Below are 24,719 nucleotides of genomic sequence, written 5' to 3'. Positions count from 1 at the left end.
GGCCATGACGACTCCTAGCGCCGCCAGCGCCGGCCGCCCGCCCTCCGACAGCGGCGTGCTGTCGCGCTTCCCGGGGTGGGTCTGGCACCGGCTGCCCAGCGTGCTGGCCACCGCGGTGGGCGCCGCGGTCGTCGGGTGGGTCGTCAACGTGTGGTTGATGGCCGTGCGGTACGACGGTTCCCAGGTCCCGGCGGGCTCGGCAGCGACCGGCTCCGGGAACTTCCTGCAGGGCACGCTGTTCTGGGCGGTCCTGTCCATGGTGCTGTTCTCCCTGGTCGGTTACCGGCGCGCGGTCGGGGGCCCGCGGTTCTGGCGGGAGCTGCGCGGCCTGCCGCGCGGGCTGGCGGCGCTGGTCCGGGCCGACGGCGCAGGGGCACGGATCCACCTGCTGTGGGGGGCCGCCGCCGGGATGGCCGCGGCCGCGCTCATCGGTCCCGCGCTGGGGCTGGCCCTGTCGCTCGGCATCCTGGTGATGCTCCCGAGCCTGCTGGGCAACCTGCTGTCCGGGCTGGTGTCCCGCGCGATCGCGGGGCTGCGGGCGGCGAGCGCCAGCGGCACCGCCCCCGGCGCGGCGACGACTGCCGGAGGCCGGGACGGTGGCCTGCTGACCTCCGCCGTCGGCATCCTGGGCAGCGCACTGGCGCTGGCGCTCGCGTTCGTGCTCACCGAGACCGCGGTGAAGCTGGCGGTCGCGTTCGGCCTGCTGGCGATCGCCGTCGCCCTCAGCGTGGCGTCCCGGACCGCGCCGCCACCGGCCGCAGTGCTGGTCCTGGTCGCGCTCGCCGGGATCGAGCTGCTCGACGTCCTCCTCGCCTCGAGCGCGGCCTGGGCGGACGACGGCGGCTACTACGAGTGCGGCGAGTCCTGGGCGCAGTGGTGGAGCGAGTGCGCCGGGTCCGAGGGGGTCCGTGCCGCCGCCACGGCGGGGGGTGCAGCAGCGGCGGTGGGGGGCGTCGCGGGCTCCTTCCTCGGCGAGACCGCGGGGTCCCGCCCGCCCGGCGGCGACCCGGTCGTGGACTGGGTCGACGGCCTGCTGAGCGACCCGGCCCTCGACGACTTCCTGGCCGAGCACCCCGACACCGCGCTGGACGCGGACGGGTTCGAGCAGTACGTCACCTGGCGGGAGGAGAACGGGCTCCCGGTGCCCCCGATCCCCGGGGTCGACGAACCCGCGCCCCTGCAGGAGGGAGAGGGGGCGGACGGCGCCCCGGCCGAGCCGGAGACCCCCACGATGATCCTGTCCGGATCCCAGGCGATGGACGTGCTGCGCGACCTCGGCCTGGTGAACGAGGTCCGCGACCCCGACGGGAGCGTGCGCTTCGTCCCCACGAGCAGGCTCGACGACCTCAACGCCGACGGGGACACCTTCGTGGAGACGGCCACGTCGACCGACGAGCACGGCGTCCTGGACTGGGTGCAAGAGGCCCGCATCACGGCAGTCGGCGGCATCGCGTACACCCATGACGACGACGGCAACATCACCAGTGCCACGATCATCGCCCACACCGAGCCACCGACGGACTGGACGCACGTACGCCAACTCGGCGACGGCATCGAAGCCCGCGGCACCACGGACTTCACCCAGGCCGCCGCGGACGCGCACGACGCCACGGTGGCCACGGCGGCCGGGCAGACGATCGCCGACGACATCGCCGCCAGCGGGCAGCGGGTGACGGTCCGGCAGACCGACGGGGGCAACTCCTACCAGCTGACCCACTGGGACGACGGCATCGCCAACGCCGACGGCACGAACGCGCGGGGTACGGGAGGCCGGGTCAACTACAACCCGGACCGGACCCAGGCCGGCAGCGGGCGGGAGCCGTGGCACCGGCGGCCGAACTGGATCGGCTACGCGCACGAGCTGGCCCACGCGCGCGACTCGGCCCAGGGCGGGCTGGCGCGCGGCCGGGCGACCGATGCTGGCATGCCGGCGGGCCGGGACCCGGCGCACTGGCAGGTCAACAACCTGGAGATGCAGGCGACCAGCATCGGCCCGTGGGCGGGCCACGCCTCGGACGAGAACGCGATCCGGGCCGAGGTCGGCGAGCCGCGTCGCGACTCGTACGTGCGGTGAGGAGGGTGGACCGATGACCAGCACCGGCGGGACGGCGGCGGAGGGCGGGCTGCGGATCCAGGCCCGGGTGGCCGGCGTCGGCGACGGCGACGCGCTGCTGCTGGAGTACGAGGCCACGAACGTCGGCCCCGGCCCGCTGCTGGTCTGCGACGTGTGGCCGGCGGACCAGGGGGCGGAGACCCTGCGGATCGACCCGCTCGGATCGATGGTGTCCTTCGCGCCCGGCCCGGTCGTGGTGGTGGAGCGCTCCGCGCCCGACCGGGGGGACGACGTCGCCGTGGAGGTCCCCTGGTGCCCGCTGGGGCGGTACGTCGACCCGGGCGCGACGGTGACGGGCACGGTCGGCCTGCCGTTGCCGGCACGCGCGCACGACCCGTACCACCCGGTGCTGGGGCCGGCCGTGGGCGCCCGCACCCGGGTGCCCGTGGTCCGGCTGGTGCTGGGCTGGCTGCCGGCAGCCGGACTCAGCCCCGAGCTGGTGCCGCAGGTCGCGACCGACCAGGGGCCGCTGGCCTATGTGAAGGTCGCGCCGTGGGCGTTCTCGCGGTCCAGCGTGGACGTGCCGTTCGAGGTCCCAGCCCTGATCCCCCGGCCCGCTCGCACCTGGGTGTGCGGCTCGTGCGGCGCGACCAACGTCGGGGAGCAGCCCGCCTGCCTCCGGTGCGGCCAGCCCGCCTGGCGTCCCACGCACACGGTGCCGGCCGGCGGGGCCACGTGGTACTCGCTCACCGACCGCAGCCCGGGCGGCACGCTGGACGCCGGCCTGGAGGTGGCGGTGGTGGAGCGGGTCGGCGACTGGGCCCGGATCACCGCCGCCAACGGCTGGACCGGGTGGGTCGACGCCCGGCTGCTGCGGCCGCTGTGACACGGTCCGCACATGCGCGGTCGAGGGACCCGCGGGACAGGGAGGCCTGACGTGGCGACGGTGCTGTGCTTCGGCGACTCGCTGACCTGGGGCTTCGACCCCGCGACCGGCGGCCGCTTCCCCGCCGACGTGCGCTGGCCCGGGGTACTGAGGACCGAGCTCGGCCCGGACCTCCTCGTGGTGGAGGAGGGCCTGCCCGGCCGGCAGACGGTGTGGGGCAGCGACTTCATGCCGGGGCGCAACGGGCGGGACTACCTGCCGCCGTGCCTGGACTCGCACGCCCCCGTGGACGTCGTGGTGCTGATGCTGGGCACCAACGACCTGCAGACGGCGTTGCACCGCTCGGTGGAGGAGGTGGCCCGCGGCTGTGGGTCACTGGTGGACATCGTCCGGTTCGGCGCCTCCGGCCCGGGCGGTCGACCACCCCGCGTCCTGCTGGTCGCGCCCCCGCGGATCGGGGCGGTGCAGGGGATCATGCGGATCGCGTTCGCCGGGGCCGAGGACCGGTCGCAGCACCTGGCCTCGTGGCTGGCACAGGTGGCCGAGGCGACGGGGAGCGCATTCCTCGACGCCAGCGAGGTGGTGGGACCGTCGACCGGTCCGGGTGGCGACGGGGTGCACCTGGATGCCGACGGCCAGCGCGCGCTGGGGCGCGCGGTCGCCGCCGCGGTGCGGCCGCTGCTCGTCCCCGCGGACTGACCGGGCAGTCAGTCCGCGAACGGGTGCAGGAACAGCCCGCTGCGCAGCTTCGGCTCGAACCAGGTCGACTTGGGCGGCATCACCTCGCCGCGGTCGGCCAGGGCCATCAGGTCCTCGACCGACGTGGGGTGCAGCGAGAAGGCCACCGCCGCCTGCCCGGTGTCGACGAGGCGTTCGAGCTCCGCGGTGCCGCGGATGCCGCCGACGAAGGCGATCCGGCGGTCGGTGCGAGGGTCGTCGATCCCGAGCATCGGGCCGAGGACCCGCTCCTGCAGGATCGACACGTCCAGGCGGGCCCGGGGGTCGGACTCGTCCATGACCCCGTCCCTCGCGCGCAGCCGGTGCCACCGGCCGGCCACGTACACCCCGAACTCGTGCCGCTGGCCCGGCTCGACCGGGTCCGGCGAGGCAGAGACGTCGAACGACGCCGTCAGCGCCGCGAGCAGCCCGTCGGCGTCCAGCCCGTTCAGGTCGGCGACGACGCGGTTGTACGGCATGACGTGCAGCTGGTCCTCGGCGAAGACGACCGCGAGGAACCGCTCGTACTCGGGTCCGTCCGGCCCGGCGGCCGACAGGTCCGCGGCCGCGGCCGTGGCCGTGGCCGGGCGTAGCGCGTCTCGCGCCCGCTGGGCGGCGGCGCTGCGGTGGTGCCCGTCCGCGACGTACAGCGCCTCGACCGCGCCGAACGCCCGCGTCAGGGCGGCCACGTCGTCGCCGTCCGCGACCACCCACAGCGTGTGCCGCACGCCGTCGCCGGCGACGAAGTCGTACTCCGGCTCGGTGGCGGTGACGCGGGCCAGCACGTCCTCGACCGCGGGGACCCGCGGCGAGAGCAGGAACACCGGCTCGTCGTGGGCGCCGAGCGCGAGGATGTGGCGGGTCCGGTCCTCCTCCTTGTCCGGGCGGGTGTGCTCGTGCCGGCGGATCCGCCCCTGCGCGTAGTCGTCCACCGAGACGCAGGCCACCAGCCCGGTCTGGGTGACGGGACCCATCACCTGCCGGTAGGCGTAGTAGGCGGGCACGTCGTCGGCCACCAGGACGCCCCGGTCCACCAGGTCGCGGAGGGCGATCGCGCCCTGGGCGTACGCCTCGTCGGAGTGCTCGTCGGTGCCCGCCGCCAGCCCGACCTCGGGCCGCGTCACCCGCAGGATGCTGTCCGGGTTCCCCGCGGCGAGCGCACGGGCCTCCGCCACCGACAGCACGTCGTACGGCGGCGCCGAGACGGCGGCGGCGCGGTCGGCCGGGGGGCGCAGGGCGCGGAACGGGTGGACGTGGACCACCGGGGTCGCACTCTCCTCGGGTCGTCGGGTCAGGGGCGGCAGGTCTTGGCCGCGAGGACGTGGTCGGCCGCGTCGGTCACGCGCTGCTCGGACAGCTCGCCGGCGATCACCTGCGTCTCCAGTCGGTCCAGCAGCTCAGTCAGGTCGCCGGGTGCGGCCATCAGCAGCAGGTCGGCTCCGGCTGCGAGCGCCGCTGCGGCGGCGTCCGCGGGCCCGTAGGACGCGGACACGGCCTTCATGCCGCTCAGCTCGTCGGTCATGACCAACCCGTCGAAACCGAGGTCCTCGCGCAGGTAGCGGTAGACCGCCGGGTCGAGGGATGCCGGCCGACCCTCGGTCGTCAGGCCCGGGACGACGAGATGGCCGACCATCACCGCCCACGGGCCGGGTCGGTCGAGCAGCGCCTCGTACGGCAGCAGGTCCTGGGCCTGCACCGAGGCCCACGGCGGCGTGGTCGGCAGGGTCTGGTGGGAGTCCCCCTGCGCACGACCGTGCCCCGGGAAGTGCTTGAGGGTCGGGAGGATCCCGGCCTGCTGCAGGCCACGGGCGAAGGCACCGGCGTAGTCGACGACCACGTCGGGGTCGTCGGAGTAGGCGCGGTCGCCGATGACGCCGCCGGAGTCGCCGTCGTTGAGGTCGACCACCGGCGCGAGGTCCACGGTGATGCCCAGCTCCGCGAGGGCGCGGCCCCGGTCGCGCGCCATCCCGCGGACCTCGGCCGGGGTCATGCCGTCCGCCTGGTCCTCCGCGCTGGGCATGTCGCCGACCACGCCGTCGATGCGCTGGACCTGACCACCCTCGTCGTCCACGGCCACCAGCGGCGGCACGGGCCGCTCCGCCAGCGCGGCGAACTCACCCGCCTCCAGCCCCGCGGTGTCGTTGCCCCCGACGAACACCCCGCCGATGAGGACGTCGGGATTGGTGAGCACGCCGGGCACGGACCCGGCCGACCCGTCCGCCCAGACCATCAGGGTCTGCTGCAGCCGCTGGCGAAGCGGCAGGGACGCGGCGGCGGGGCAGGTCCGGGTCGGGGTGGCCGACTCGGCGACCGACGCCGTGGCCGACTCCGCGGCCGCGGTGGTCTCTCCCGACGCAACGGTCGACGCACCCGGCGCGCCGTCGTCCACGGGCGTCGGCGTACCACCCGGGCCGCTCGGCGCGGCTGCGTCCTCGGACCCCGAGCAGGCCGCCGTCGTGAGGGTGAGGCCGAGGGCCAGCACCAGCACCGCCGGCAGCGCGCGCGCGGTCGACGGGCGACGACCGGGTCGGACCGCGGAGGGCATGCCGCGATGGTGTCAGGGGTCCGGCTGGTCCAGGAGCACCGGCACCCGGGTCAGCAGGTCGGGCAGCTCGGCCACGGTCGCCGCCCGGGGGTCACCCACCTGCAGGTGGGCTCCGCGGGGGAGCGCCGCGAGCAGCCGCAGCGGGGGCCGCTCCAGCACCCGGTCCACCAGCGGCCGGTCCCCGCCCGTGACCAGCCGGTCCACCGGCAGGGCCGGGAGCAGCACCCGCTCCGCGGCCTGGGCGGCGGCACCCACCAGCTCGTCGGTCTGCTTGTCCCGACGGCGGGCGAACCGCTGCTGCGACCAGCCCCCCGCCGCCGTGCGGCCCTGGACGTAGCGGGTGCCGACCTTCGAGGCGCGTACGCCGTCGGGTTCGACCACCGCGACCGCCCAGCCGCCGCGGCGGACCAGGAGCACGGCGCTCACGCGGGGGGCGAGCACGGCAGCAGCGAGGGCGCGGGCGGCCTGCGTCGGGCCGAACTCGAGGCCGGGGACCTCACGCTCGGCAGGACCCCCCAGGACCTCCGACACGGCCAGCACCGCGATCGCGCCGTCGGCGGCGTCGAGCCGGACGTCACCGTCGGTCCGGGAGCAGCCGACGTCGCCGTGCCGCTCACGGAAACCGTCGACCCAGCGCTCCAACCGGTTCGCCGGGATCTCCAGCCGGCGGTGCGTCACGGGGTCAGGGGTGTCAGGGACTCAGGCCGGCACGGACACGCCCACGCCGCCGCGGGTGTCAGCGCCGTAGCGGGCGATCTCCTTCGCCAGGTCCAGCGGGCGGTTGGTGGACCGGGCGCGCACCAGCTCGTCGGTCACGTGGTCGGCGGGCACCAGCCAGCTCACCTCGAACTCCAGGCCGTCGGGGTCCATCGCGTACACCGCCTTCGTCGTGGAGTGGTCGGTCGCGCCGACCAGCGCGCCGCGCTCCGCCAACGCGGTCGCGATGCGCTCCAGCTCGGCCAGGGTGTCGACCTCCCAGGCCAGGTGGTACAGCCCCACGGTGCTGCGACCGGCACCCGAGGGGCCCGCGCCGGGACCCAGGCCGAACAGGCCGAGGTCGTGGTCGTTGGTGGAGCCCTCCGCCTGCAGGAAGACCGCGCGCCCGGGGATCTCCATCACGGTGCGGAACCCCAGGACGCCGCGGTAGAACTCGGCGCTGCGGTCCACGTCGGAGACGAAGAGCACGGCGTGGTTGAGACGCTGCACGGGCACGGGGCACACCCTCTTCGGTTCGGCGGGCCCCCATCCTAGCCGACAATACTTGAGTGTTCAAATGAACTCCGCTATCCTCACCGCCATGACCCGCTGGCTCACCGACGACGAGCAGGCCGCCTGGCGCGCGCTGGTGGCGGTGATGACCCGGCTCACCGGGGCGCTGGACCGGCAACTGCAGCACGACGCCGGGATGCCGCACGCCTACTACGGGGTCCTGGTGCGGCTGTCCGAGGCCCCCGGCCGCGCGCTGCGGATGCACGAGATCGCCCGCGAGCTGGACTACTCCCCCAGTCGTCTGTCGCACGCGGTCGCCCGGATGGAGGCGGCCGGCTGGGTCGAGCGGCGCCCCTGCCGGGAGGACCGCCGCAGCACCTGGTGCGTCCTCACCGACGAGGGCTTCCGGGTGCTCGAGGAGAGCGCGCCGGGGCACGTGGAGGCCGTACGCGAGCACGTCATCGACGCGCTCACGCCGGCGCAGGTGCGCCAGCTACGGGCGATCTGCGAGGCGATCATGGCGACGATGGACGCCCCGGCCGCACCCGACGAGTGCGACGAGGCGTCGTAGCCGCCGTTGAGTCGCCGCTGAGCCCCCGCACGCGGCCCGGACCTGACACGCTGGCCCGGTGCGCCTGCTGCGTCGGCCGCCGGTGGCGCGGGCCGTCGCCGAGACACCCCCGACCCGTGACCGCGTCGTCGACGCCGCGCGGGCGGCCGCACTGTCCGTCGTGGTGGTCGGCCACGGGGTCATGGCCGTGGTCGCCTGGCCGGACGGCGTCCCCGTGCTGGGCAACCTGCTCGCCGCCTACCCGTGGACCCAGGCGCTGACCTGGGTCCTGCAGATCATGCCGCTGTTCTTCTGGGCGGGCGGGGCGGCCGGCGCGCTGTCGCTGCGGACGCGCCGCGAGCGCGGCCTGACGTACGCCGCCTGGCTGTGGGGCCGCGGGCAGCGACTGCTCCGACCGGTGTGGCCCTACCTGGCGGTGATGTCTGCGGTGGCCGCGTCGGTCACCTGGCTGGCTCCCGACGAGGTCGCCGAGCCGCTGCTGGCGCTGGTGACGCAGCTGCTGTGGTTCCTCGGCGCGTACCTGCTCGTCACGGCACTGCTGCCGGTGCTGGTCCCGTCCGACAACCGCGGCCTGGTGCTGAGGCTGGTGCTGCTGGTGGGCGCCACCGCACTGGTGGAGGCCGGCCGGTTCTCGTGGGGATGGCCGGAGTACGCGGCCCTGGCGAACTTCGCGCTGGTGTGGTCGGTCCCGGCCGTCCTCGGGGCGGCCCGCGCCCGCGGCGTCTTCGACGGCGTCGGCCCGGCAGCACTCGCCGGGATCGCGATCGTGACCGCCGCGATCGACGCCGCACTCATCGCGCTCGGACCGTGGCCGGTGTCCATGGTCGGGATGCCGGGTGAGCCGGTGTCCAACATCGCGCCGCCCACCCTGGTGCTGGCGCTGCACTGCATCGTGCTGGCCGTGCTGGTCCAGGCGCTCGACCGGCCGCTCACGCGGCTCCTGCACCGACCTCGGGCCTGGCGGGCCACGGTGGCCGTCAACCTGACCGCGATGACCATCTACCTGTGGCACCTGCCGGTGCTGATCGGGCTCACGGCACTCACCCACTATCTCGGGCTGGACCGGCCGGTGACGCTCGACGCCCACGGGTTCCCGGTCCCGGACGGGTGGTGGTTCGCCCTGGGGTCGCTGGTGTTCTGGGCGGTCTACCTGTCGCTGGTCGTCGTGGTCGTGCTCGCGCTGTGGCCGCTGGAGTACGCGCGGCTGCCGCTGTGGGACTCCCCCACCCGGCTGCCGGCCCCCCGGCCCGGGACAGCGGCAGCCGTGGCCCTCGTGGCCACGGTGCTCGTCGGGGCGGCCACGCTGGCGCTGTCGGCGACCGGCCTGGCGGGGTTCCCCACGGCCACGCTCACGTACTCCGGCGTGCCCCTCAACCCGGCCCTGTCACTAGCCGTTCTGGTCGGCGGGGGGTTGGCGCTGCGGTGGGCCGGCGGCCCCCGCCGGGACCCGACAGCGGCCACCGCGCGGTCCGCCCCCGCGACCGGCCCGGCCGTCACGTAGCCTGCGCTCACCTCCCCTCACAGACCCGAGGCCGCCATGACCGCTCGACGCACCCGTCGGCTGACCGCCGCCCTGTCCGCCGGCGCACTCGTCGTCGGCCTCGCCCTCGCGGGCGGCGCCCCCGCGACCGCGGAGACGGACGTACCGCCACCGCTGTGGACCGCCACCCCGGTGACCCAGGCGAACATCGACCTGGCCGTCAGCCGGCTCGACGGTCTGGTCGCCGACCTGATGCAGAAGACCGGCCTGCCCGGCCTCGCGGTCGCGGTCGTGCATGGCGACGACGTGCTCTACGCCAAGGGCTTCGGTGTCCGCAACACCACAACAGGCGAGCCGGTCGACAAGGACACCGTGTTCCAGCTGGCGTCGCTGTCCAAGTCCGTGGGCGCCTCGGTCGTGGCCGGCGCGGTGGGCCGGGGCATCGTGTCGTGGGGCGACCCGGTCCAGAAGTACCTGCCCTGGTTCACCCTGGAGTCGCCGTACGTCGGGCGGACGGTGACGGTGGGCGACCTCTACTCACACCGCAGCGGGCTGCCCGACCACGCAGGCGACACGCTGGAGGACCTGGGCTACTCGCGCAACGAGATCCTGCGCCGCCTGCGCTACCTGCCGCTGAGCCCGTTCCGGATCACCTACGACTACACCAACTTCGGCCTGACCGCGGCGGGCGAGGCGGTCGCGGTGGCGGCCGACACGTCCTGGGGGCAGCTGTCACGCGACCTGCTGTACACGCCGCTGGGCATGTCCTCGACGTCGTCGTCGTTCGCCGAGTTCCGGTCGCGCACCAACCGCGCCGACGGGCACGTGCGGCTCGCCGACGGCCGCTGGGTGCCGCGCTACGTGCGCAACCCCGACCCCCAGTCCCCCGCCGGTGGGGTCAGCAGCAACGTCGTCGACCTGGCCAGGTGGATGCAGATGGAGATGGCCGGCGGCACCTACCGGGGCGAGCGCATCGTCGCGGCCGCCCCGCTGTACGAGGCCCAGTCGCCGCAGATCCGCTCCTCCCATGTGAACCCGCCCGCATTCCGGTCCGGCTCCTACGGGTACGGGATGAACGTGGGCGTGGACGGCACCGGCCGGGTCCGGCTGTCCCACTCCGGCGCGTTCAACCAGGGCGCCGGGACGGCGTACTCGATGCTTCCCTCGGAGCGACTGGGCATCGTCACGCTGGGCAACGGCAGCGCGATCGGCGTCCCCGAGGCCCTGAACGAGTCGTTCATGGACATCGTGGAGACCGGCGAGGTCCAGCGCGACTGGCTGGCACTGGTGACCCCCACCTTCGCGAACTTCTACGTCAACCCGAGCTTCCTCGCCGGCAAGACACCGCCGGCGAACGCGACGCCGTCGAGGCCGCTGTCCGCGTACGCGGGCGCGTACCGCAACGACTTCTACGGCACCGCACGCGTGGTACAGAAGAACGGCCGCCTGGTGCTGGAGCTGGGTCCGGCGCCCAAGCCCAAGCGGTACCCGATGACGAGCTGGGGCGGGAACCTGTTCTCCTACATCCCGACCGGGGAGCAGGCGCTGGGCATCTCGGCCATCAGGTTCAAGGTCCGCGACGGGCGGGCGACGTCGATGGTGGTCGAGAACCTGGAGAACAGCGCGCGCACCTTCACCCGGTGAGCGACGGCTGACAGGATCGGGCCATGTCGACGTCGGCGGTGGGTCCGGGGTCAGCGCGGGTGGTCATGGCGGCGGGGATCGACACGGTCGTCCACGACGCAGGAGCGGGCGACCCGGTGCTGCTGCTGCACGGGTCGGGTCCGGGGGTGACCGCCTGGGCGAACTGGCGGTTGACGATCCCCGCGCTGGCACACCGGTTCCGGGTCGTCGCCCCCGACGTCGTCGGCTTCGGCGACACCCGGCGACCACCGGGTGTCACGTACGACCTGGACACCTGGACCGCCCACGCCGTGGGCGTGCTGGACGCGCTGGGCATCGAGTCCGCGCACGTGGTGGGGAACTCCTTCGGCGGCGCGCTGGCGCTGTCGCTTGCGGTCCGGCACCCGGACCGAGTGCGCCGGCTTGCGCTCATGGGCGCGGTCGGGGTTCGGTTCGACATCACGCCGGGGCTCGACGCGGTGTGGGGGTACGAGCCGTCGGTCGAGGCCATGCGGGGGCTGCTCGACCTGTTCGCGTACGACCGCGACCTGGTCAGCGACGACCTGGCGCAGCTGCGGTACGAGGCGAGCATCCGACCGGGCATCCAGGAGGCGTACGCCGCCATGTTCCCCGCCCCTCGCCAGCGCTGGGTGGACGCGATGACCGTCGACGAGGACCTGGTCGCGGCGATCCCGCACGAGACCCTCGTCGTGCACGGCCGCGACGACCTCATCATCCCGATGTCCAACTCGCTGCGACTGCTGGAGCTGATCGACCGGTCCCAGCTGCACGTTTTCGGCCGGTGCGGCCATTGGACCCAGATCGAGCACGCGGAGCGGTTCAACCGGCTGGTCGGCGACTTCTTCTCCGAGCCCTGACCGGGCGTCGCGCCTAGGCTGCAGGACAAGGAGGCGGGGACATGGCAGCAGCGTGGGCGAAGGTGGCAGTCGGTGGGCTCGCGACGGGAGCACTCGTCGCCACCCTGGGGACGCTGGGCGCCCGTGCGGCGGCCCGGTCGATCCGGTCGAACCCGGACCCCTACCCGTGGGACGCGGTCCGGCGGGAGCCGGTCGGCGAGGAGCTCGCCGTGGACCGGCCCGACGGCACCCGGCTCCACGTCGTCGTGGCGGGCGACGGACCCACGGTCGTCCTCGCGCACGGCTTCGCGGTGACCAGCGTCGAGTGGAGCATCGTGTGGGACCGGCTGCTCGCGGCCGGGTACCGGGTGGTCGCGTTCGACCAGCGCGGACACGGCCGGTCCACCATCGGCGCGGACGGGATCGGCTCGCTGCCGATGGCCGAGGACTACCTGGCGGTGCTCGAGGCCGTGGACGCCCGTGACGCCGTCCTGGTCGGTCACTCGATGGGCGGCTTCCTGGCGCTGCGCGGCGTACTCGACGTGCCGGGGCTACGGGACCGACTGTCGGGCCTGGTGCTGTTCTCCACGTTCGCGGGGGACGTCCTTCGGGACGCGCCGCAGAACCAGCTGCAGATCCCGCTGCTGCAGCGCGGGATCCTGCAGCGGCTCGCCGCGTCGGACACCCTCGGGACCCTGTTCGGGGCCTCGGTGTGCGGGGACACCCCGTCCCCCGCGATGGTGGACGTGTTCCGCGAGACGTTCCTCGCCCAGGACCACCAGGCCCTGCTGCCCATCCTCGCGGCCTTCGCGGAGGAGGACCGCTACGACCGCCTCGGCGAGATCGACCTGCCGACCGTGGTGGTGTGCGGTCGCTCGGACCGGACCACCCCGCCGCAGCACTCCGAGCGGCTCGCCGCGGGCATCCCGGGCGCCCGGGCGGAGTGGGTGGACGGCAAGGGCCACATGCTCAACTGGGAGAGCCCGGAGTCCCTGGTCGCGGCCGTCGTCTCCCTGTCCGCCCTCACCACCCCGACGGAATGAGTCCGGGCGTCGCTTTCGGCCCCCGACACGGCCCCCCAGCAACGTGGGGGCTCATTCCGTCGCGGCGCTGGCAAGGGGAGGGCCGGCCTAGTCCACCCTGCGACGGGAGATCCGCTCCGCGCTCGGCCAGCGGACGTCGCGCGCCCAGCCGGCCAGCTCGAACCAGCGGATCAGACGCGCTGACGCGTCCCACTGGTGCGGCAGCACACCGTGCCGGGCACTGGTGGGGTCGGCGTGGTGGTAGTTGTGCCACGACTCGCCCCCGGTGAGCGGGGCGAGCCAGGCCACGTTGGTGGAGTGGTCACGTGTCACGAACGGGCGCTTCCCCCACACGTGACACACCGAGTTGATCGACCAGGTCATGTGGTGCACCAACGCGACGCGGGCCAGCGAGCCCCACAGGAAGCCGATCAGGATCCCCTGCCAGGACCAGGTGATGAGCCCGGTGAGCAGCGCGGGAGCCGCGAGCGAAGCCACGGCGATCCATGGCCAGGCACGGTTGATGCGCGCGATGTCGCGGTCCTTGAGCAGGTCCGGCGCCCATCGGTGGACGTCGGTGCCCTCGTGGGTGAACAGCCAGCCCAGGTGGGCGTGCCACACCCCCTTGGTCAGTCCCCAGGCGCCCGGCCCGAACTCCCACGGGGAGTGCGGGTCGTACGCGGCGTCGGAGTGCTTGTGGTGACGCCGGTGGTCGGCGACCCAGTCCACGATGCGTCCCTCGACCGCCAGCGACCCGGCCAGTGCGAGCGTCACCTTCAGTGGCCGGTTCGCCTTGAACGCCCCGTGGGTGAAGAGGCGGTGGTAGCCGACGGTGATCCCCAGGACCCCTGTCACGTAGAACACGACCAGCGTGGCGAATGCCACCCACGAGAACCACCCGGCCAGCACGGCCAGCGGAACGGCGGCGATGAGACCGGCGAACGGGACAGCGATGAAGGTCGCGAGTAGCAGTCGCGAGGCCAGGGTGGGCCTCGACGGCGTGAACGGCGGAGCAGCGGGGGGCGCGGAGGGCGCAGGAGCTACAGCAGCGGACACGGCTTCCTGTCGGTGAGAGGCGCCGCGGACGCGGCGGACAACGGTCGAGGACCGCGTCACCCGCAGTCCTGGCCGCTCCTGTCACCAGGTCCGGCGGATCCACTATGGCACGGATCGACCAAGGGCCCCACTCGGCGCCCACAGCCCGGTCCCGAAGACCACCGGGCCGCCGCCAGGGTGCGCTCCGGTGCGTTGACTGCGAAGGTGGGGTGATGGCCGACCAGATGGGGAAGATCACGCGCTGGAACGTCATCGCGGGCATCGCCCACCTGGCGCAGCTGGTCCTGGTCCTCGTCCTTGCCAACGACTTCACCCTGCCGGTCACCGCGACGTACATGGAAGGGCCGCCCGGGACTCCCCCCTCCGACCCCGTCGTCCTGTTCGACTCGCGGATCGCGTGGGGCGTCGCGCTGTTCTTCGGCCTGTCCGCCCTGTTCCACTTCGTCGTTGCGCTGCCCCCGTTCCGCAGCCGCTACCTCGCAGGGCTCGCGGCCCAGCACAACTACTTCCGCTGGGTGGAGTACTCGCTCAGCTCGTCGGTGATGATCGTCCTGATCGCCCAGATCACCGGGATCTCCGACGCTGCGGCGCTCATCGCCCTCTTCGGCGTGAACGCCTCGATGATTCTGTTCGGGTGGCTGCAGGAGAAGTACGAGTCCCCGGGCAACGGCGGCTGGGTCCCGTTCATCTTCGGCTGCATCGCGGGGATCGTCCCGTGGCTGGCGATCGCGCTGTACGTCGTGGCCCCCGGCGCCCGCCTCGACGTCGAACCCCCCGCCTTCGTCTACGGCATCATCATCTCGCTGTTCTTGCTGTTCAACGTGTTCGCGCTGGTGCAGTGGCTGCAGTACAAGCGCGTCGGACGCTGGGGCGACTACCTCAACGGCGAGCGCACCTACATCACGCTGAGCCTGGTCGCGAAGTCGGCGCTGGCGTGGCAGATCTTCGCCGGGACGCTCGTCCCGAGCTAGCACCCGGGCCGCCGGGGTAGGCCGGGGCGCCGGGGTAGGCCGGGCCGCCGGGGTGGGGCCGGGGCGCCGGGGTGGGGCCGGGGCGCCGGTCAGACGGCCAGCTGGGTGGGTACGGGGACCGGGGTGGTGCGGCCGACCTCGGTGCCGTCGGGCCGCAGGGTGATCAGCTCGGCCTCGGGGTCACCGGCCAGGGTGAAGCCGCCTTCGTGCACCAGGTGGTGGCAGTGCGTGCACAGGCAGGCCATGGTGGCGACGTCGGTGCCGCCGCCGTCGGCCCAGTGCAGCAGGTGGTGCGGCTGGCAGCGGTCGGCGGGCATGCCGCAGCCGGCGAAGCGGCAGCCGCCGTCGCGCAGCAGCAGGTAGCGGCGCTGGTCTCGTGACGCTACTCGTCGGGACCGTCCGAGTTCGGTGATCACGCCGTCGGCGTCGGTGACCAGTCGGCGCACCTCGGCGTCGCCGCAGGCCAGTCGTCGCGCCTGCTCCCGGCTCACCGGCGCCGGGCCGTGGCCGTTGCCCAGCAGCACCGGCCCCTGCCGTCGCCCACCGGGTGGGGCGCTGCCCGGCGGCCCGAGCCCGCAGCCCGGTCCCGCGGCACCGACTCCCGGTCCTGCCGCACCGCCGCCCGGCCCCGCCGCACCGCCCAACCCCGCGGTGACGGTGCCGAGGTCGGGTGCGGGGACGACGACGATCACCTGTGCCGGGACGCCGTCGAGCATCGGCACCCCTCCTGCGGCCGCGGCTGCCTCCACCAGCGCGCACAGGGCATCCACCAACCGCGCCGCACGCGGCACAGCAGCGGACGCCTCGCGCTCGGCACCGCCGTGGCCGTCGACTCCGCCGCCGCCGGCGGCATCGGAGTCGGCGTCCGCCCCCGCTCGCTGCGTGGCCTGCGCCTTGGCCAGTGCCTCGCAGCGGCGCTGGAGCAGCCGGCCCTCGGCCCGCGGTAGCGACCCCTCGAACAGCACGGTGTCGCCCAGTTCGGTGAACACCAGCCGCCGGTCCTGCCAGGCCGACAGGTCGGTCTCCACCGCGGCCAGCGGGTCCACGCGCTCGCACCAGCGGGCCAGCTCGCGGGCGAACCGGGCCGGTGTGGCCGCGGCCGCCACCTGCGCGAACGCCTCGGCCACCTCGGGGAAGCGCTCCCGGCGCACCCGCCGCGCCTCGCCCGGACCGTCCAGCGCGGCCGCGAGGACCGTGAGGTGCCGCACCCGCACGTCACCGGCCGCGAAGCCGGCGGCGAACGCCGGGCGTTCCTCGCACTGCCGCGCCGCGGTGAGCCGTGCCCCGACCTCCCCGCGCGAGGCACCGGTGTGCCGGGTCAGCCACGCCGTGGCCGACCGGGCCCCGTCGGCGGCCCACAGCCCCGACGTCTCCACCCGCCGCTCGACCGTGGCCAGCACCGCCTCACCGCGGGCCAGCACCCGCTGCAGCACCACCGCGGCGTCCGCCGCCACGGTCGCGGGGAGGTCCAGAGCAGCCGCGCTCGCCAGCACCGCCATCCCTGCGCGCACCTGCTCCAGCGCCTCGGCGTACTGCTGCGGCCCCATCGACTCCCCCGTGACGTCGAACTGATGTACGAAATCTACCCGCCGACAGCTACGTGGGCAATAGGTGCGGCTCAGGAAATCTGTTGCACTCCAGCCACTTTCATCGCACGCCCACCGACGATCCGCTGGTGGGCGATCAGCGCTACGTGTGGGGACTGCCGTCCGGGTCCGTGGCCGGGTCGGCCTGCTGGGCCACCTCGAAGGACCAGATGGTCGAGCCGGTGGCGGCGGGGGACTCGCCCTCGCGTCGCCCGCTGGCGCCGCCGTGGCCCTGCGCGAACGACTGCGAGGCGGTCCAGGCGTCGAAGTCCTCGCGGCTGCGCCAGCGGGTGTAGACGAGGTAGGCGTCGGTGCCCTCCACCGGCCGCAGCAGCTCGAACCGCTCGAACCCGGGTGCTCGGTCCACCGAGCCGGCCCTCCGGGAGAACCGCTCCTCGAGGACCTCCCCGCGGCCCTCAGGCACCGTCAGCACGTTGATCGCGACGAACGTCATACCCGGCATCCTGCTGCCACGACTCGATCCGCGCGAGCAGGGCCCCCCGCAGCCGCGCACCCCGCTCGGCCAGCCGGCGCTGCTCGGCGACGAACGCGACCCGGCCCTCCGGCGTCTCCACGCGGACCGGCTCCACCCCGAGCCCGCGCAGGTCGTACGGGGCCGCCCGCATGTCCAGGTCGCGCACGTCCCGGGCCAGCGCGAAGCAGTCGGCCACCAGGTCCGACGACACGAACGGACTGAGCTTCATCGCCCACTTGTAGAGGTCCATGGTCGCGTGCAGGCAGCCCGGCTGCTCCGTCCCGACCTGGTCCGCACGGGTCAGCTGTCGCTCGTTCAGCGGCCGGGCCGCGGGCGTGTAGAAGCGGAAGGCGTCGAAGTGCGTGCAGCGCAAGCGTTGTGCCTCCACCACCTCGGAGATCTCCGCCGGGCTCAGTCGCAGTGGCCAGGCCGCGTGGCGGACCTCGTCCGCGGAAAGGCCGTAGACCATTGCCCACTCGTGCAGCGCGAAGCATCCGAAGCGCGCCTCGCGCCCCGCGGTGGCGCGCAGCAGCGTCGCGACCTGGTCGGCCGCTGGGAGGAGACGCGCCAGCGCCACCGGGTCGGTCGTGACACCGCGGGGTGTCCGTACGTAGCCCGGTGACTGCAGCCACTCGTCAGCCGCGCCGGCCAGGGCGACCCCGTGTCCGGGGTGCCAGCGACGCAGCCGGCCGGGCGAGTACGGGTAGTACTCGAACAGGAAGTCGTCCACCGGGTGCCGCTCGCCGCGTCGCCGCCGCTCCAGCCGGGGTGCCGTCCAGGCATCCACCCGGCGCTCGTGGTCGCTGCGCCGGACCCGCCACTCGGGCTCTGCCAGCACCTCGACGACAGCGGCCGTCGTGTGGTCGACGGTCACGCGACCTGGACCAGGCCGAGGTCGGCGCAGCCCTGGACCAGCGCGTCCAGGCCGAACGCGTCGGCCGGTCCCAGCGCGCCTGGCCCGGACTCCGCGCGCACGCGGAGCATCGCCGCCGACCAGGCCAGCAGGTCCCCGGTGAGGTCGTACGGCGACGGGCCCTCCACCCGCGTGGCGGCGAGGAGGCGACCCACCCCGTCGTACGCGCTGGCGACGGCCACGGTGACGCCGGCGGCCCGCTCCTCCGCGGTCGGTCCTCCGCTCGACCCCGGGCCGACGGCGGCGCGGGCCGCGGCAGCGATCCCCCTGCCCGCCAGCGGGATCCGCCGCACCAGGGAGAGCGCCCCGGACCCGACCGACGCCGCGCGCGTCCACCTGCCGGCCCAGCCGAGGTAGACGCCGACGTCGGTGAGCGCGGGGTCCAGCCGGGGCAGCGCGAGGTGCTCGCTGCCTCCGACGGACAGCCCGTCCCACCACACGCCGTCGCCGACGTCGAAGCCGCGCACCCGCGACCCGATCCGGTCGTCGACCAGGGTGCCGGCGCGGTACGCGAACGAGTCCGCCAGGACGATGGCGGCGCTGCTGGCGCGGGTGCCCCCGCTGATGCCGAGGCCGCCGCGGGTGAAGTAGCCGACGTCCACGCGTGCCGCCGGGGTCCCGCCGTCGCGAGCTGCCCGCAGTGCCAATGCGCCCGCCAGGTTGCCGGGCACGTAGTCGTAGCCGAAGGCCGTCAGCAGACGAGCGCCGGACTGCTCCGCCCGAGGTCCCCAGCGCTCGAACACGGCCCGGACGAACGGCGGCTCGCCGGTCGAGTCCACGTACGCCGCTCCGGCGTCGACCGCCGCGGAGACCGCGGGCTCGCCCAGGGACGCGAACGGGCCGACGGTCGTGACGAGCACGTCGTCGGGACCCTCGAGCAGCGCGCGCACCGACGCCGGATCGTCCACGTCGGCCACCTGGGTCCGCGGCAGCGCGGCGGCGTCGGGCGCCAGCGGCGACAGCTCGTCGGCCAGCGCCGTGAGCCGGTCGCCGGAGCGCCCCGACAGCACCGGCGCCATGCCGGCCCGCACCATGGCCTCCGCGGTGATGCGCCCGGTGTAGCCCGTGGCGCCGAACAGCACGATCCGTCCCGTCACGGGTCCGACGGTACGCGCCGGGCTCAGTCCGCCGGCGGGCCAGGCTCCGGCTCGTCCAGCGCCGCCAGCATCGCGGCCGGGTAGCGGCTGCCCACCGCGGCGCCCACCGGCGCCACCCGCTCCAGTGCGTCGAGCTGCTCCGCCGTCAGGGACACGTCGACCGCGCCCAGGTTGTCCTCGAGGTGGTCGATGCGCCGCGCGCCCGGGATCGGGACGACGTCGTCGCCCTGCGCCAGCAGCCAGGCCAGCGCGACCTGCGCCGGCGTCGCGCCGGCCTCGGCCGCCACCTGCCGGACCCCGTCGGCGATGGCCCGGTTGGCGGCGATCGCGTCGTCCTGGAAGCGCGGCCAGCTGCGGCGACCGTCATCCGCGGCCAGGTCGTCGTTCGCCGTGATCGTGCCGGTGAGGAAGCCACGCCCGAGCGGGGAGTACGGCACGAACCCGATGCCCAGCTCGCGGACGGTCGCCAGCACCCCGTTGGACTCGATCTCGCGCGTCCACAGCGACCACTCCGACTGCAGCGCGGTGACCGGGTGGACCGCGTGCGCCCGGCGGATGGTCGCCGGCGCGGCCTCGCTCAGCCCCAGGTGGCGCACCTTGCCGGCGGCGACCAGCTCGGCCAGCGCGCCCCACGTCTCCTCGACCGGCACCGACTTGTCGATGCGGTGCTGGTAGTAGAGGTCGATCGTGTCCACGCCCAGCCGGCGTAGCGACGCGTCGCACGCCGCACGTACATACTCCGGCCGGCCGTTGACCCCGCGCGTCCCGTCCGGCCGGAACTCCTGGCCGAACTTCGTCGCGAGCACCACCTCGTCCCGCCGCCGCTGCACGACCGGGGCGAGCAGCTCCTCGTTGGTATGGGGGCCGTACGAGTCCGACGTGTCGAGCAGGGTGACGCCCGCGTCCAGCGCCCGCTCCAGCGTCGCCACGCTGGTCGCCGGGTCGGAGCTGCCGTAGGCGAAGGTCATGCCCATGCAGCCCAGGCCGAGGGCGCTCACGTCGAGCGCGGCGTCGCCGCTGCCGAGCCGGCGGTGGGGCATGGCGTTCATCCGGTCTCCCTCCGGTGGAGCGCGTCAGGCGCGCCTGGCCGCGCGGGGCCGCAGCGGTGCGGTGGACCCGCGCACGATGAGCTCCGGCGTGAGCCGGACCTGCTTGATCGGCGCCGACCCCGGCTCCAGCAGCAGGCTCAGGACCAGGCGCGCCGCCTCGGAGCCGATGTCGTGCTGCGGGACGCGCACCGTGGTCAGCGACGGCTCGACCAGGTCCATGAAAGGCATGTCGTTGTAGCCCACGACGCTCAGGTCGCGCGGGCACCTGCGCTTGAGGTCACGGGCCGCCTGGAACGTGCCGATCGCGAGCTGGTCGTTCCCCGCGACCACAGCCGTGACTGCCGCATCGGCCCGCAGCAGCCGGCCGGCGACCTCGTGCGCCGACTCGATGCTCCAGGCGTCCACCGCACTCACGCGTTTCGCCGTGGACAGGCCGTGCTCGCGCATGGCCCGGGTGAACGCCTGCGCCCGGTCGTGCCCGGTCGACGACCAGTTGGGGCCGGCCACGTGGGCGATGTCGCGGTGGCCGAGGCCGTACAGGTGCTCCACCGCCAGGCGGATGCCGTGCTGGTCGTCCGCCGCGACCGACGGCAGCTGGACGCTCTCGGTGACCCGGTTGATGAGCACCACCGGGTACTTCTCGCTCAGCTCGGCCAGCAAGGGGTGGTTGCGACGGGCGGTGGCCACGATGAAGGCGTCGACGCGGCGGGCGCTGAGCGAGGCGACCACCTTCGCCTCGGCGTCGGGGTCGTTGTCGGTGTTGACCAGCAGCGGCGTGTAGCCCGACCGCGACAGGGTGTCCTGGATCCCGCGCACCATGCCGGGGAACAGCGGGTTGGTCAGGTCCGGGATGACGACCCCGATGGTGTGCGTGCGGGAGGTGCGCAGCCCGGCCGCCATCGGATTGGGCACGTAGTCCATCGCCGCCGCGGCCTTGCGCACCTTGGCGACCGTCGCCGGGTTGACCAGGTGCGAGGTGCGCGGGTTCAGGGCGCGCGACACCGTGGCGGGGTGCAGCCCGACCTTCTGCGCGATGTCCTTCAGCGTGGCGGACACGGGCGTCAGGCTAGGCGATCGGCGTAGCGCCGCCTACTGAGCACGGCGACGGCGGTCAGGGCCAGGGTGAGCACGGTGGCACCTCCGAACAGCACGGTCGGGCCGTCGTTCTGCAGCACGACCCCGGCGGCGGAGGCGCCCGCCCCGTTGCCGAGGAACATCGAGCAGGCGAACAGCGACACGGCGGTCGCCCGGGCCCGCTCCGACAGCGTCGTCGCCCAGGTCTGCAGCGTGGTGTGCATGAACACCCAGGCCACGCCCTGGAGGGCGACGCTGACCAGCACCAGCACCGGCGACACGTGGACGGCGAGCAGCGCGAAGCCGAGCGCGGCGCTGATCCCCCCGACGAGGAGCAGGACGTGCGCGGGCCAGTGCGGGGAGGTCCGGCGCACGACGAGCGACGTGAGCAGCACGGCGAGGCCGTAGCCGCCGGTCATCAGCCCCGCCAGCGAGGCGCTGCTGCCGTCGGTCTCCAGCGCGGCCGGGATGAGGGCCAACGTGCCCAGGAGCACGCCGGCCTCGACGAAGACCAGGCCGTACAGCAGCCACGGCCAGTGCGAGGACAGCACCATGCGGAAGGAGGCGAGGGCCGGGACCCGGTCGGCGCCCGGCCGGGGGTTGGGCATCCCCCGCGACCACCAGGCCAGCGCGAGGCTCACTACCGCGGTCGTGACGAAGAACGCCTGCCACCCCACGGTGGCGATGCCCACCCCGCCGAGGACGGTCCCGAGGGTGAGGCCCATGGCCACGCCGGACTGCAGCCCCACCACGGCGGGCTGCCGTCGGGCGCTCTCGCGCACGGTGTCGCCGATGAAGATCAGGGCGGCCGGGAAGACGCCCGCCATCATCGCGCCCGCGACGCCCCGGACCGCGATGAACGGGCCCACCGCCATCGGGATCACGCTGACCAGGTCCAGTGCGGCGGCCAGCACCAGCGCGAGCCGCAGCGTCGCGGTGCGCCCGATCCGGTCCGACACCAGGCCCCACACCGGCTGGGCCAACCCGTAGCCGGTGTAGTAGACGCTCGCCGCGAGCGTGATCGTGGCCAGCGACACGTCGAAGTCGGCGGCCATGCCGACGAGCATCGGCGTGATGACGGAGCGGTCGAACGTGGCGATGAAGACCGCCCACGGCAGGAACCGCAGCGACCGCTCCAGGGTCCAGCCGGTCATAGGCCGACGAGCCCCGCCAGGTCGCCCTCGGGGGCGTACGCACCGCACGCCCGCCGGATCCCGACGAGCGCCGCGAGGTGCTCGGGCCGGATGACGGGGTCGGAGAGCAGGCCGAACGCGTCGTCGCGCAGGAGCGCCACGTACGCGGGCGAGCCGAGGGTCGGGTCGGACCGGGCGAGGACCGCCCCGACCTCCGCCGGGTCGGAGCCGAGCAGCCAGGCGGTGGCCTCGTCCCACAGCCGGACCACCCGGCCGGCCAGGCCGGCGTCGACGTCCGCGCGGGCCGCCAGCACCGTCCCGAGGTAGTCGGGGGAGACGTCCACCGACGACACCCATGCGCGCTGGCCCCGATCCAGCGCACGCACCCGGGACTCCGCGTTGAGGATGGTGCCGTCGATGCGACCGTCCAGCAGGGCCTCCAGCCGCCGGGGGGTTGCCCCGTGCTCCGGGAACTCCACCCGCGCGCGGTCCACCCCGAGCCGGTCCAGCATGGCGAACAGCAGCAGCGCGAAACCGGACCGGATCACGTCCACGCCGAGGGCCCGCCCGACCAGGTCCGTCGGCCGCTCCAGGTCCGGTCGGGTCACCAGCGCCAGGCCCAGCCCCCGGTCCACGGTGCGCAGCATCCGCACGTCCTGCCGCTCGCCCAGTGGCTGGGCGTCGGTGGTCGCGTAGAGCAGCACGTTGTCGGGGCTGGTCACGACCAGGTCGAGCTCGCCGGCGGACAGTGCCGCGAACTGCCCGGGCGACGAAGGCACCCGGGTGGTCACGAGGTCCAGGCCCAGGTCGCGGTCGAGTCCCAGCTCCCGTGCGGCCAGGACGACCGCCGACTCGCTGAACTGGCCGATGACGACGCGGCTGGCTGCGGCCATGCCCGCCTCCGTTCTGCAATCGTGAGCCGAACCCGGGGGGTATGCGCCCGGGCGGTCCTTCGGCATGAATCATGCCGAATCGGTGTCGAGAAGGTATCGATGTCCGGGAGTGCTTGACATCCGACTCGAGGGGGTGCAAGGTCCCGAGCACTGCAATCGATTGCGAGGCGGGGAGGTACGCATGACAGAGCGTGTGGGTCGACGCGGCCGGCGGGGCCGTTCCGCGCTGCTTGTCGCGGGCTTGGCCATCACCGGCCTGCTGGCGGCGGCGTGCGGGTCGAGCAGCGGGGGCTCGGAGAGCTCGAGTGCCGCGGCGTCCGACGGCGGTTCCGGCGACGGCCCGATCCGGATCGGGATCTCGCTGCCGCTGACCGGTGACTTCTCGCAGCCCGGCAGCGAGGCGAAGAAGGGCTACGAGGCCTGGGCCTCGCTCGCCAACGCCAACGGCGGGGTTCTCGGGCGTCAGGTGGAGCTGGTCATCCTCGACGACGCCAGCAGCCAGGAGCAGGTCGTCACCGACTACAACCGGCTCATCAGCGAGGAGAAGGTCGACCTTCTCCTGGGGACCTTCTCGTCCCTGCTGAACTACCCGGCCTCCTCGGTGGCCGAGACCAACCAGATGGTGCTGATCGCACCCGCCGGTGGGTCGCCGAAGATCTTCGAGCAGAACTTCAAGTACTACTTCTTCGCCCAGCAGGCGACGGCGCCCAACCAGGCGAACCCGATGGTGAACCTGATCGCCGGGCTGCCCGACGACCAGAAGCCGAAGACGGCGGCCTACGTGACGCAGGACGACCCGTTCGCGGCCCCGGTCATCGAGTCGATGCAGTCGCAGCTCGAGGCCGCCGGCGTGGAGACCGTGTACTCCGAGGTGTACCCGCCGGAGACCACCAACTTCCAGCCGTTCGCCAGCAAGATCGCCAGCGCCAAGCCCGACTTCATCGCCCAGGGCGCGGTGTTCGAGGACGGCGTCAACCTGGTGAAGAGCCTGATCCAGATCGGTTACTCGCCCAGCATGATGTTCCAGACGTCGGCCCCGTCCAACGGCTCGCAGTACAGCGACGCCATCGGCCTGGCCAACACCGAGGGCATCTTCTACGCGGTGTCGTGGAGCGAGAAGGCGCCGACGCCGGGCAACGCGGAGTTCGTGGCCGAGTACCAGAAGCAGAACGGCGAGGGCCTCGTCCCCGCCGAGGACGCGGCCGACGCCTACGCGGCTGCCGAGGTCCTGGCCGCCGCCGTCGAGGCGACCGGCGGCCTGGACAACGTGGCGCTGCAGGAGTGGCTGCACGCCAACTCGGTCCAGACCATCCTCGGTGAGCTGTCCTGGAACGACATCGGCGAGCCCCAGGGCGACTTCCTGCTCGCCCAGTGGCAGAACGGGACCGTCGAGATCGTCTCCCCGCCGGAGGCGGCCACCACCGAGAACGTGGTGAACCCCAAGCCGGCCTGGCAGTAGTGGACCCGGGTGGCCTGCGCGGAGCAAGGCCCGCGCAGGCCACCCGCACC

23 protein-coding genes are annotated in these 24,719 nt (G+C 74.0%); 10 read left to right on the top strand and 13 right to left on the bottom strand.

All coding sequences use genetic code 11. The features are described from left to right. Window positions 1–4 precede the first annotated feature (4 nt). The 3 genes from R2737_03840 to R2737_03830 are packed head-to-tail and all read left to right on the top strand — an operon-like array spanning window position 5 to window position 3,638. On the top strand, window positions 5–2,074 hold the full coding sequence (locus R2737_03840; GenBank protein ID MEZ5115380.1) for a M91 family zinc metallopeptidase: 2,070 nt from the start codon (window positions 5–7) through the stop codon (window positions 2,072–2,074). A 13-nt stretch (window positions 2,075–2,087) separates the two neighbouring features. Beyond that, the gene (locus R2737_03835) at window positions 2,088–2,939 is read left to right on the top strand and encodes a hypothetical protein (protein MEZ5115379.1); all 852 of its coding nucleotides are present in this window, start codon (window positions 2,088–2,090) and stop codon (window positions 2,937–2,939) included. A gap of 51 nt (window positions 2,940–2,990) precedes the next feature. Beyond that, window positions 2,991–3,638, top strand: a complete 648-nt coding sequence (locus tag R2737_03830; protein MEZ5115378.1) for an SGNH/GDSL hydrolase family protein — start codon at window positions 2,991–2,993, stop codon at window positions 3,636–3,638. Between the two features lie 8 nt (window positions 3,639–3,646). On the opposite strand, the gene R2737_03825 is transcribed toward R2737_03830, so the two are convergent. Genes R2737_03825 through R2737_03810 form a run of 4 tightly spaced genes read right to left on the bottom strand, consistent with a single transcriptional unit; the run spans window position 3,647 to window position 7,413 of the window. Further along, a complete protein-coding gene (locus R2737_03825; GenBank protein ID MEZ5115377.1) occupies window positions 3,647–4,918 on the bottom strand; it encodes a DUF1015 family protein in 1,272 nt (423 codons plus the stop codon). A gap of 29 nt (window positions 4,919–4,947) precedes the next feature. Continuing rightward, on the bottom strand, window positions 4,948–6,201 hold the full coding sequence (locus R2737_03820; protein MEZ5115376.1) for a glycoside hydrolase family 3 N-terminal domain-containing protein: 1,254 nt from the start codon (window positions 6,199–6,201) through the stop codon (window positions 4,948–4,950). A gap of 12 nt (window positions 6,202–6,213) precedes the next feature. Next, entirely contained in the window at window positions 6,214–6,879 is a 666-nt protein-coding gene (locus R2737_03815) for an acVLRF1 family peptidyl-tRNA hydrolase (GenBank protein MEZ5115375.1), read from the bottom strand. Window positions 6,880–6,900: 21 nt separating this feature from the next. Then, window positions 6,901–7,413 (bottom strand): VOC family protein, encoded by a 513-nt coding sequence (locus R2737_03810; GenBank protein ID MEZ5115374.1) that lies wholly within the window; start codon window positions 7,411–7,413, stop codon window positions 6,901–6,903. Between the two features lie 85 nt (window positions 7,414–7,498). On the opposite strand from R2737_03810, the gene R2737_03805 reads away from it, so the two are divergent. From R2737_03805 to R2737_03785, 5 genes are read left to right on the top strand one after another with little or no spacing between them, the layout of a single operon-like run. Continuing rightward, on the top strand, window positions 7,499–7,981 hold the full coding sequence (locus R2737_03805) for a MarR family transcriptional regulator (GenBank protein MEZ5115373.1): 483 nt from the start codon (window positions 7,499–7,501) through the stop codon (window positions 7,979–7,981). A 58-nt stretch (window positions 7,982–8,039) separates the two neighbouring features. Beyond that, the gene (locus R2737_03800; GenBank protein ID MEZ5115372.1) at window positions 8,040–9,482 is read left to right on the top strand and encodes an acyltransferase; all 1,443 of its coding nucleotides are present in this window, start codon (window positions 8,040–8,042) and stop codon (window positions 9,480–9,482) included. 36 nt (window positions 9,483–9,518) lie between these two features. Further along, window positions 9,519–11,105, top strand: coding sequence for a serine hydrolase (locus R2737_03795; protein MEZ5115371.1), 1,587 nt, complete (start codon window positions 9,519–9,521; stop codon window positions 11,103–11,105). A gap of 23 nt (window positions 11,106–11,128) precedes the next feature. After that, the gene (locus R2737_03790) at window positions 11,129–11,962 is read left to right on the top strand and encodes an alpha/beta fold hydrolase (protein MEZ5115370.1); all 834 of its coding nucleotides are present in this window, start codon (window positions 11,129–11,131) and stop codon (window positions 11,960–11,962) included. Between the two features lie 41 nt (window positions 11,963–12,003). Further along, window positions 12,004–12,984, top strand: a complete 981-nt coding sequence (locus tag R2737_03785; protein ID MEZ5115369.1) for an alpha/beta hydrolase — start codon at window positions 12,004–12,006, stop codon at window positions 12,982–12,984. An 87-nt stretch (window positions 12,985–13,071) separates the two neighbouring features. Here the strand turns inward: R2737_03785 and R2737_03780 are convergent, their stop codons facing one another. Then, the gene (locus R2737_03780) at window positions 13,072–14,019 is read right to left on the bottom strand and encodes an acyl-CoA desaturase (GenBank protein ID MEZ5115368.1); all 948 of its coding nucleotides are present in this window, start codon (window positions 14,017–14,019) and stop codon (window positions 13,072–13,074) included. Window positions 14,020–14,231: 212 nt separating this feature from the next. Between R2737_03780 and heR the strand changes: the two genes are divergently transcribed. Continuing rightward, window positions 14,232–14,990 (top strand): heliorhodopsin HeR, encoded by a 759-nt coding sequence (gene heR, locus R2737_03775; GenBank protein MEZ5115367.1) that lies wholly within the window; start codon window positions 14,232–14,234, stop codon window positions 14,988–14,990. Window positions 14,991–15,079: 89 nt separating this feature from the next. On the opposite strand, the gene R2737_03770 is transcribed toward heR, so the two are convergent. The 8 genes from R2737_03770 to R2737_03735 form a co-directional block, all read right to left on the bottom strand. Next, window positions 15,080–16,537: an HNH endonuclease signature motif containing protein gene (locus tag R2737_03770; GenBank protein MEZ5115366.1), complete on the bottom strand. Its 1,458-nt coding sequence runs from the start codon at window positions 16,535–16,537 to the stop codon at window positions 15,080–15,082. A 142-nt stretch (window positions 16,538–16,679) separates the two neighbouring features. Beyond that, the gene (locus R2737_03765) at window positions 16,680–17,030 is read right to left on the bottom strand and encodes an antibiotic biosynthesis monooxygenase (protein ID MEZ5115365.1); all 351 of its coding nucleotides are present in this window, start codon (window positions 17,028–17,030) and stop codon (window positions 16,680–16,682) included. Further along, window positions 16,993–17,925 (bottom strand): 3-methyladenine DNA glycosylase, encoded by a 933-nt coding sequence (locus R2737_03760; GenBank protein ID MEZ5115364.1) that lies wholly within the window; start codon window positions 17,923–17,925, stop codon window positions 16,993–16,995. The genes R2737_03765 and R2737_03760 overlap by 38 nt, the downstream gene beginning before the upstream one ends. Further along, a complete protein-coding gene (locus R2737_03755) occupies window positions 17,922–19,061 on the bottom strand; it encodes a saccharopine dehydrogenase NADP-binding domain-containing protein (GenBank protein ID MEZ5115363.1) in 1,140 nt (379 codons plus the stop codon). The genes R2737_03760 and R2737_03755 overlap by 4 nt, the downstream gene beginning before the upstream one ends. Window positions 19,062–19,084: 23 nt before the next feature. Continuing rightward, window positions 19,085–20,110 carry an aldo/keto reductase gene (locus R2737_03750; protein ID MEZ5115362.1) on the bottom strand — a complete coding sequence of 342 codons (1,026 nt, stop codon included), beginning with the start codon at window positions 20,108–20,110 and terminating at the stop codon, window positions 19,085–19,087. Between the two features lie 24 nt (window positions 20,111–20,134). After that, window positions 20,135–21,166, bottom strand: coding sequence for a LacI family DNA-binding transcriptional regulator (locus tag R2737_03745; protein MEZ5115361.1), 1,032 nt, complete (start codon window positions 21,164–21,166; stop codon window positions 20,135–20,137). Between the two features lie 5 nt (window positions 21,167–21,171). Beyond that, window positions 21,172–22,338 carry an MFS transporter gene (locus R2737_03740; protein MEZ5115360.1) on the bottom strand — a complete coding sequence of 389 codons (1,167 nt, stop codon included), beginning with the start codon at window positions 22,336–22,338 and terminating at the stop codon, window positions 21,172–21,174. Continuing rightward, a complete protein-coding gene (locus tag R2737_03735; protein ID MEZ5115359.1) occupies window positions 22,335–23,210 on the bottom strand; it encodes an ABC transporter substrate-binding protein in 876 nt (291 codons plus the stop codon). The genes R2737_03740 and R2737_03735 overlap by 4 nt, the downstream gene beginning before the upstream one ends. 181 nt (window positions 23,211–23,391) lie before the next feature. Between R2737_03735 and R2737_03730 the strand changes: the two genes are divergently transcribed. Continuing rightward, entirely contained in the window at window positions 23,392–24,669 is a 1,278-nt protein-coding gene (locus R2737_03730) for an amino acid ABC transporter substrate-binding protein (GenBank protein ID MEZ5115358.1), read from the top strand. Window positions 24,670–24,719: the final 50 nt, after the last annotated feature.

The sequence above is a fragment of the Candidatus Nanopelagicales bacterium genome (genome assembly GCA_041393815.1).
Classification (GTDB): domain Bacteria; phylum Actinomycetota; class Actinomycetes; order S36-B12; family JAWKJK01; genus JAWKJK01.
This window is presented reverse-complemented; position numbering and strand designations above follow the sequence as displayed.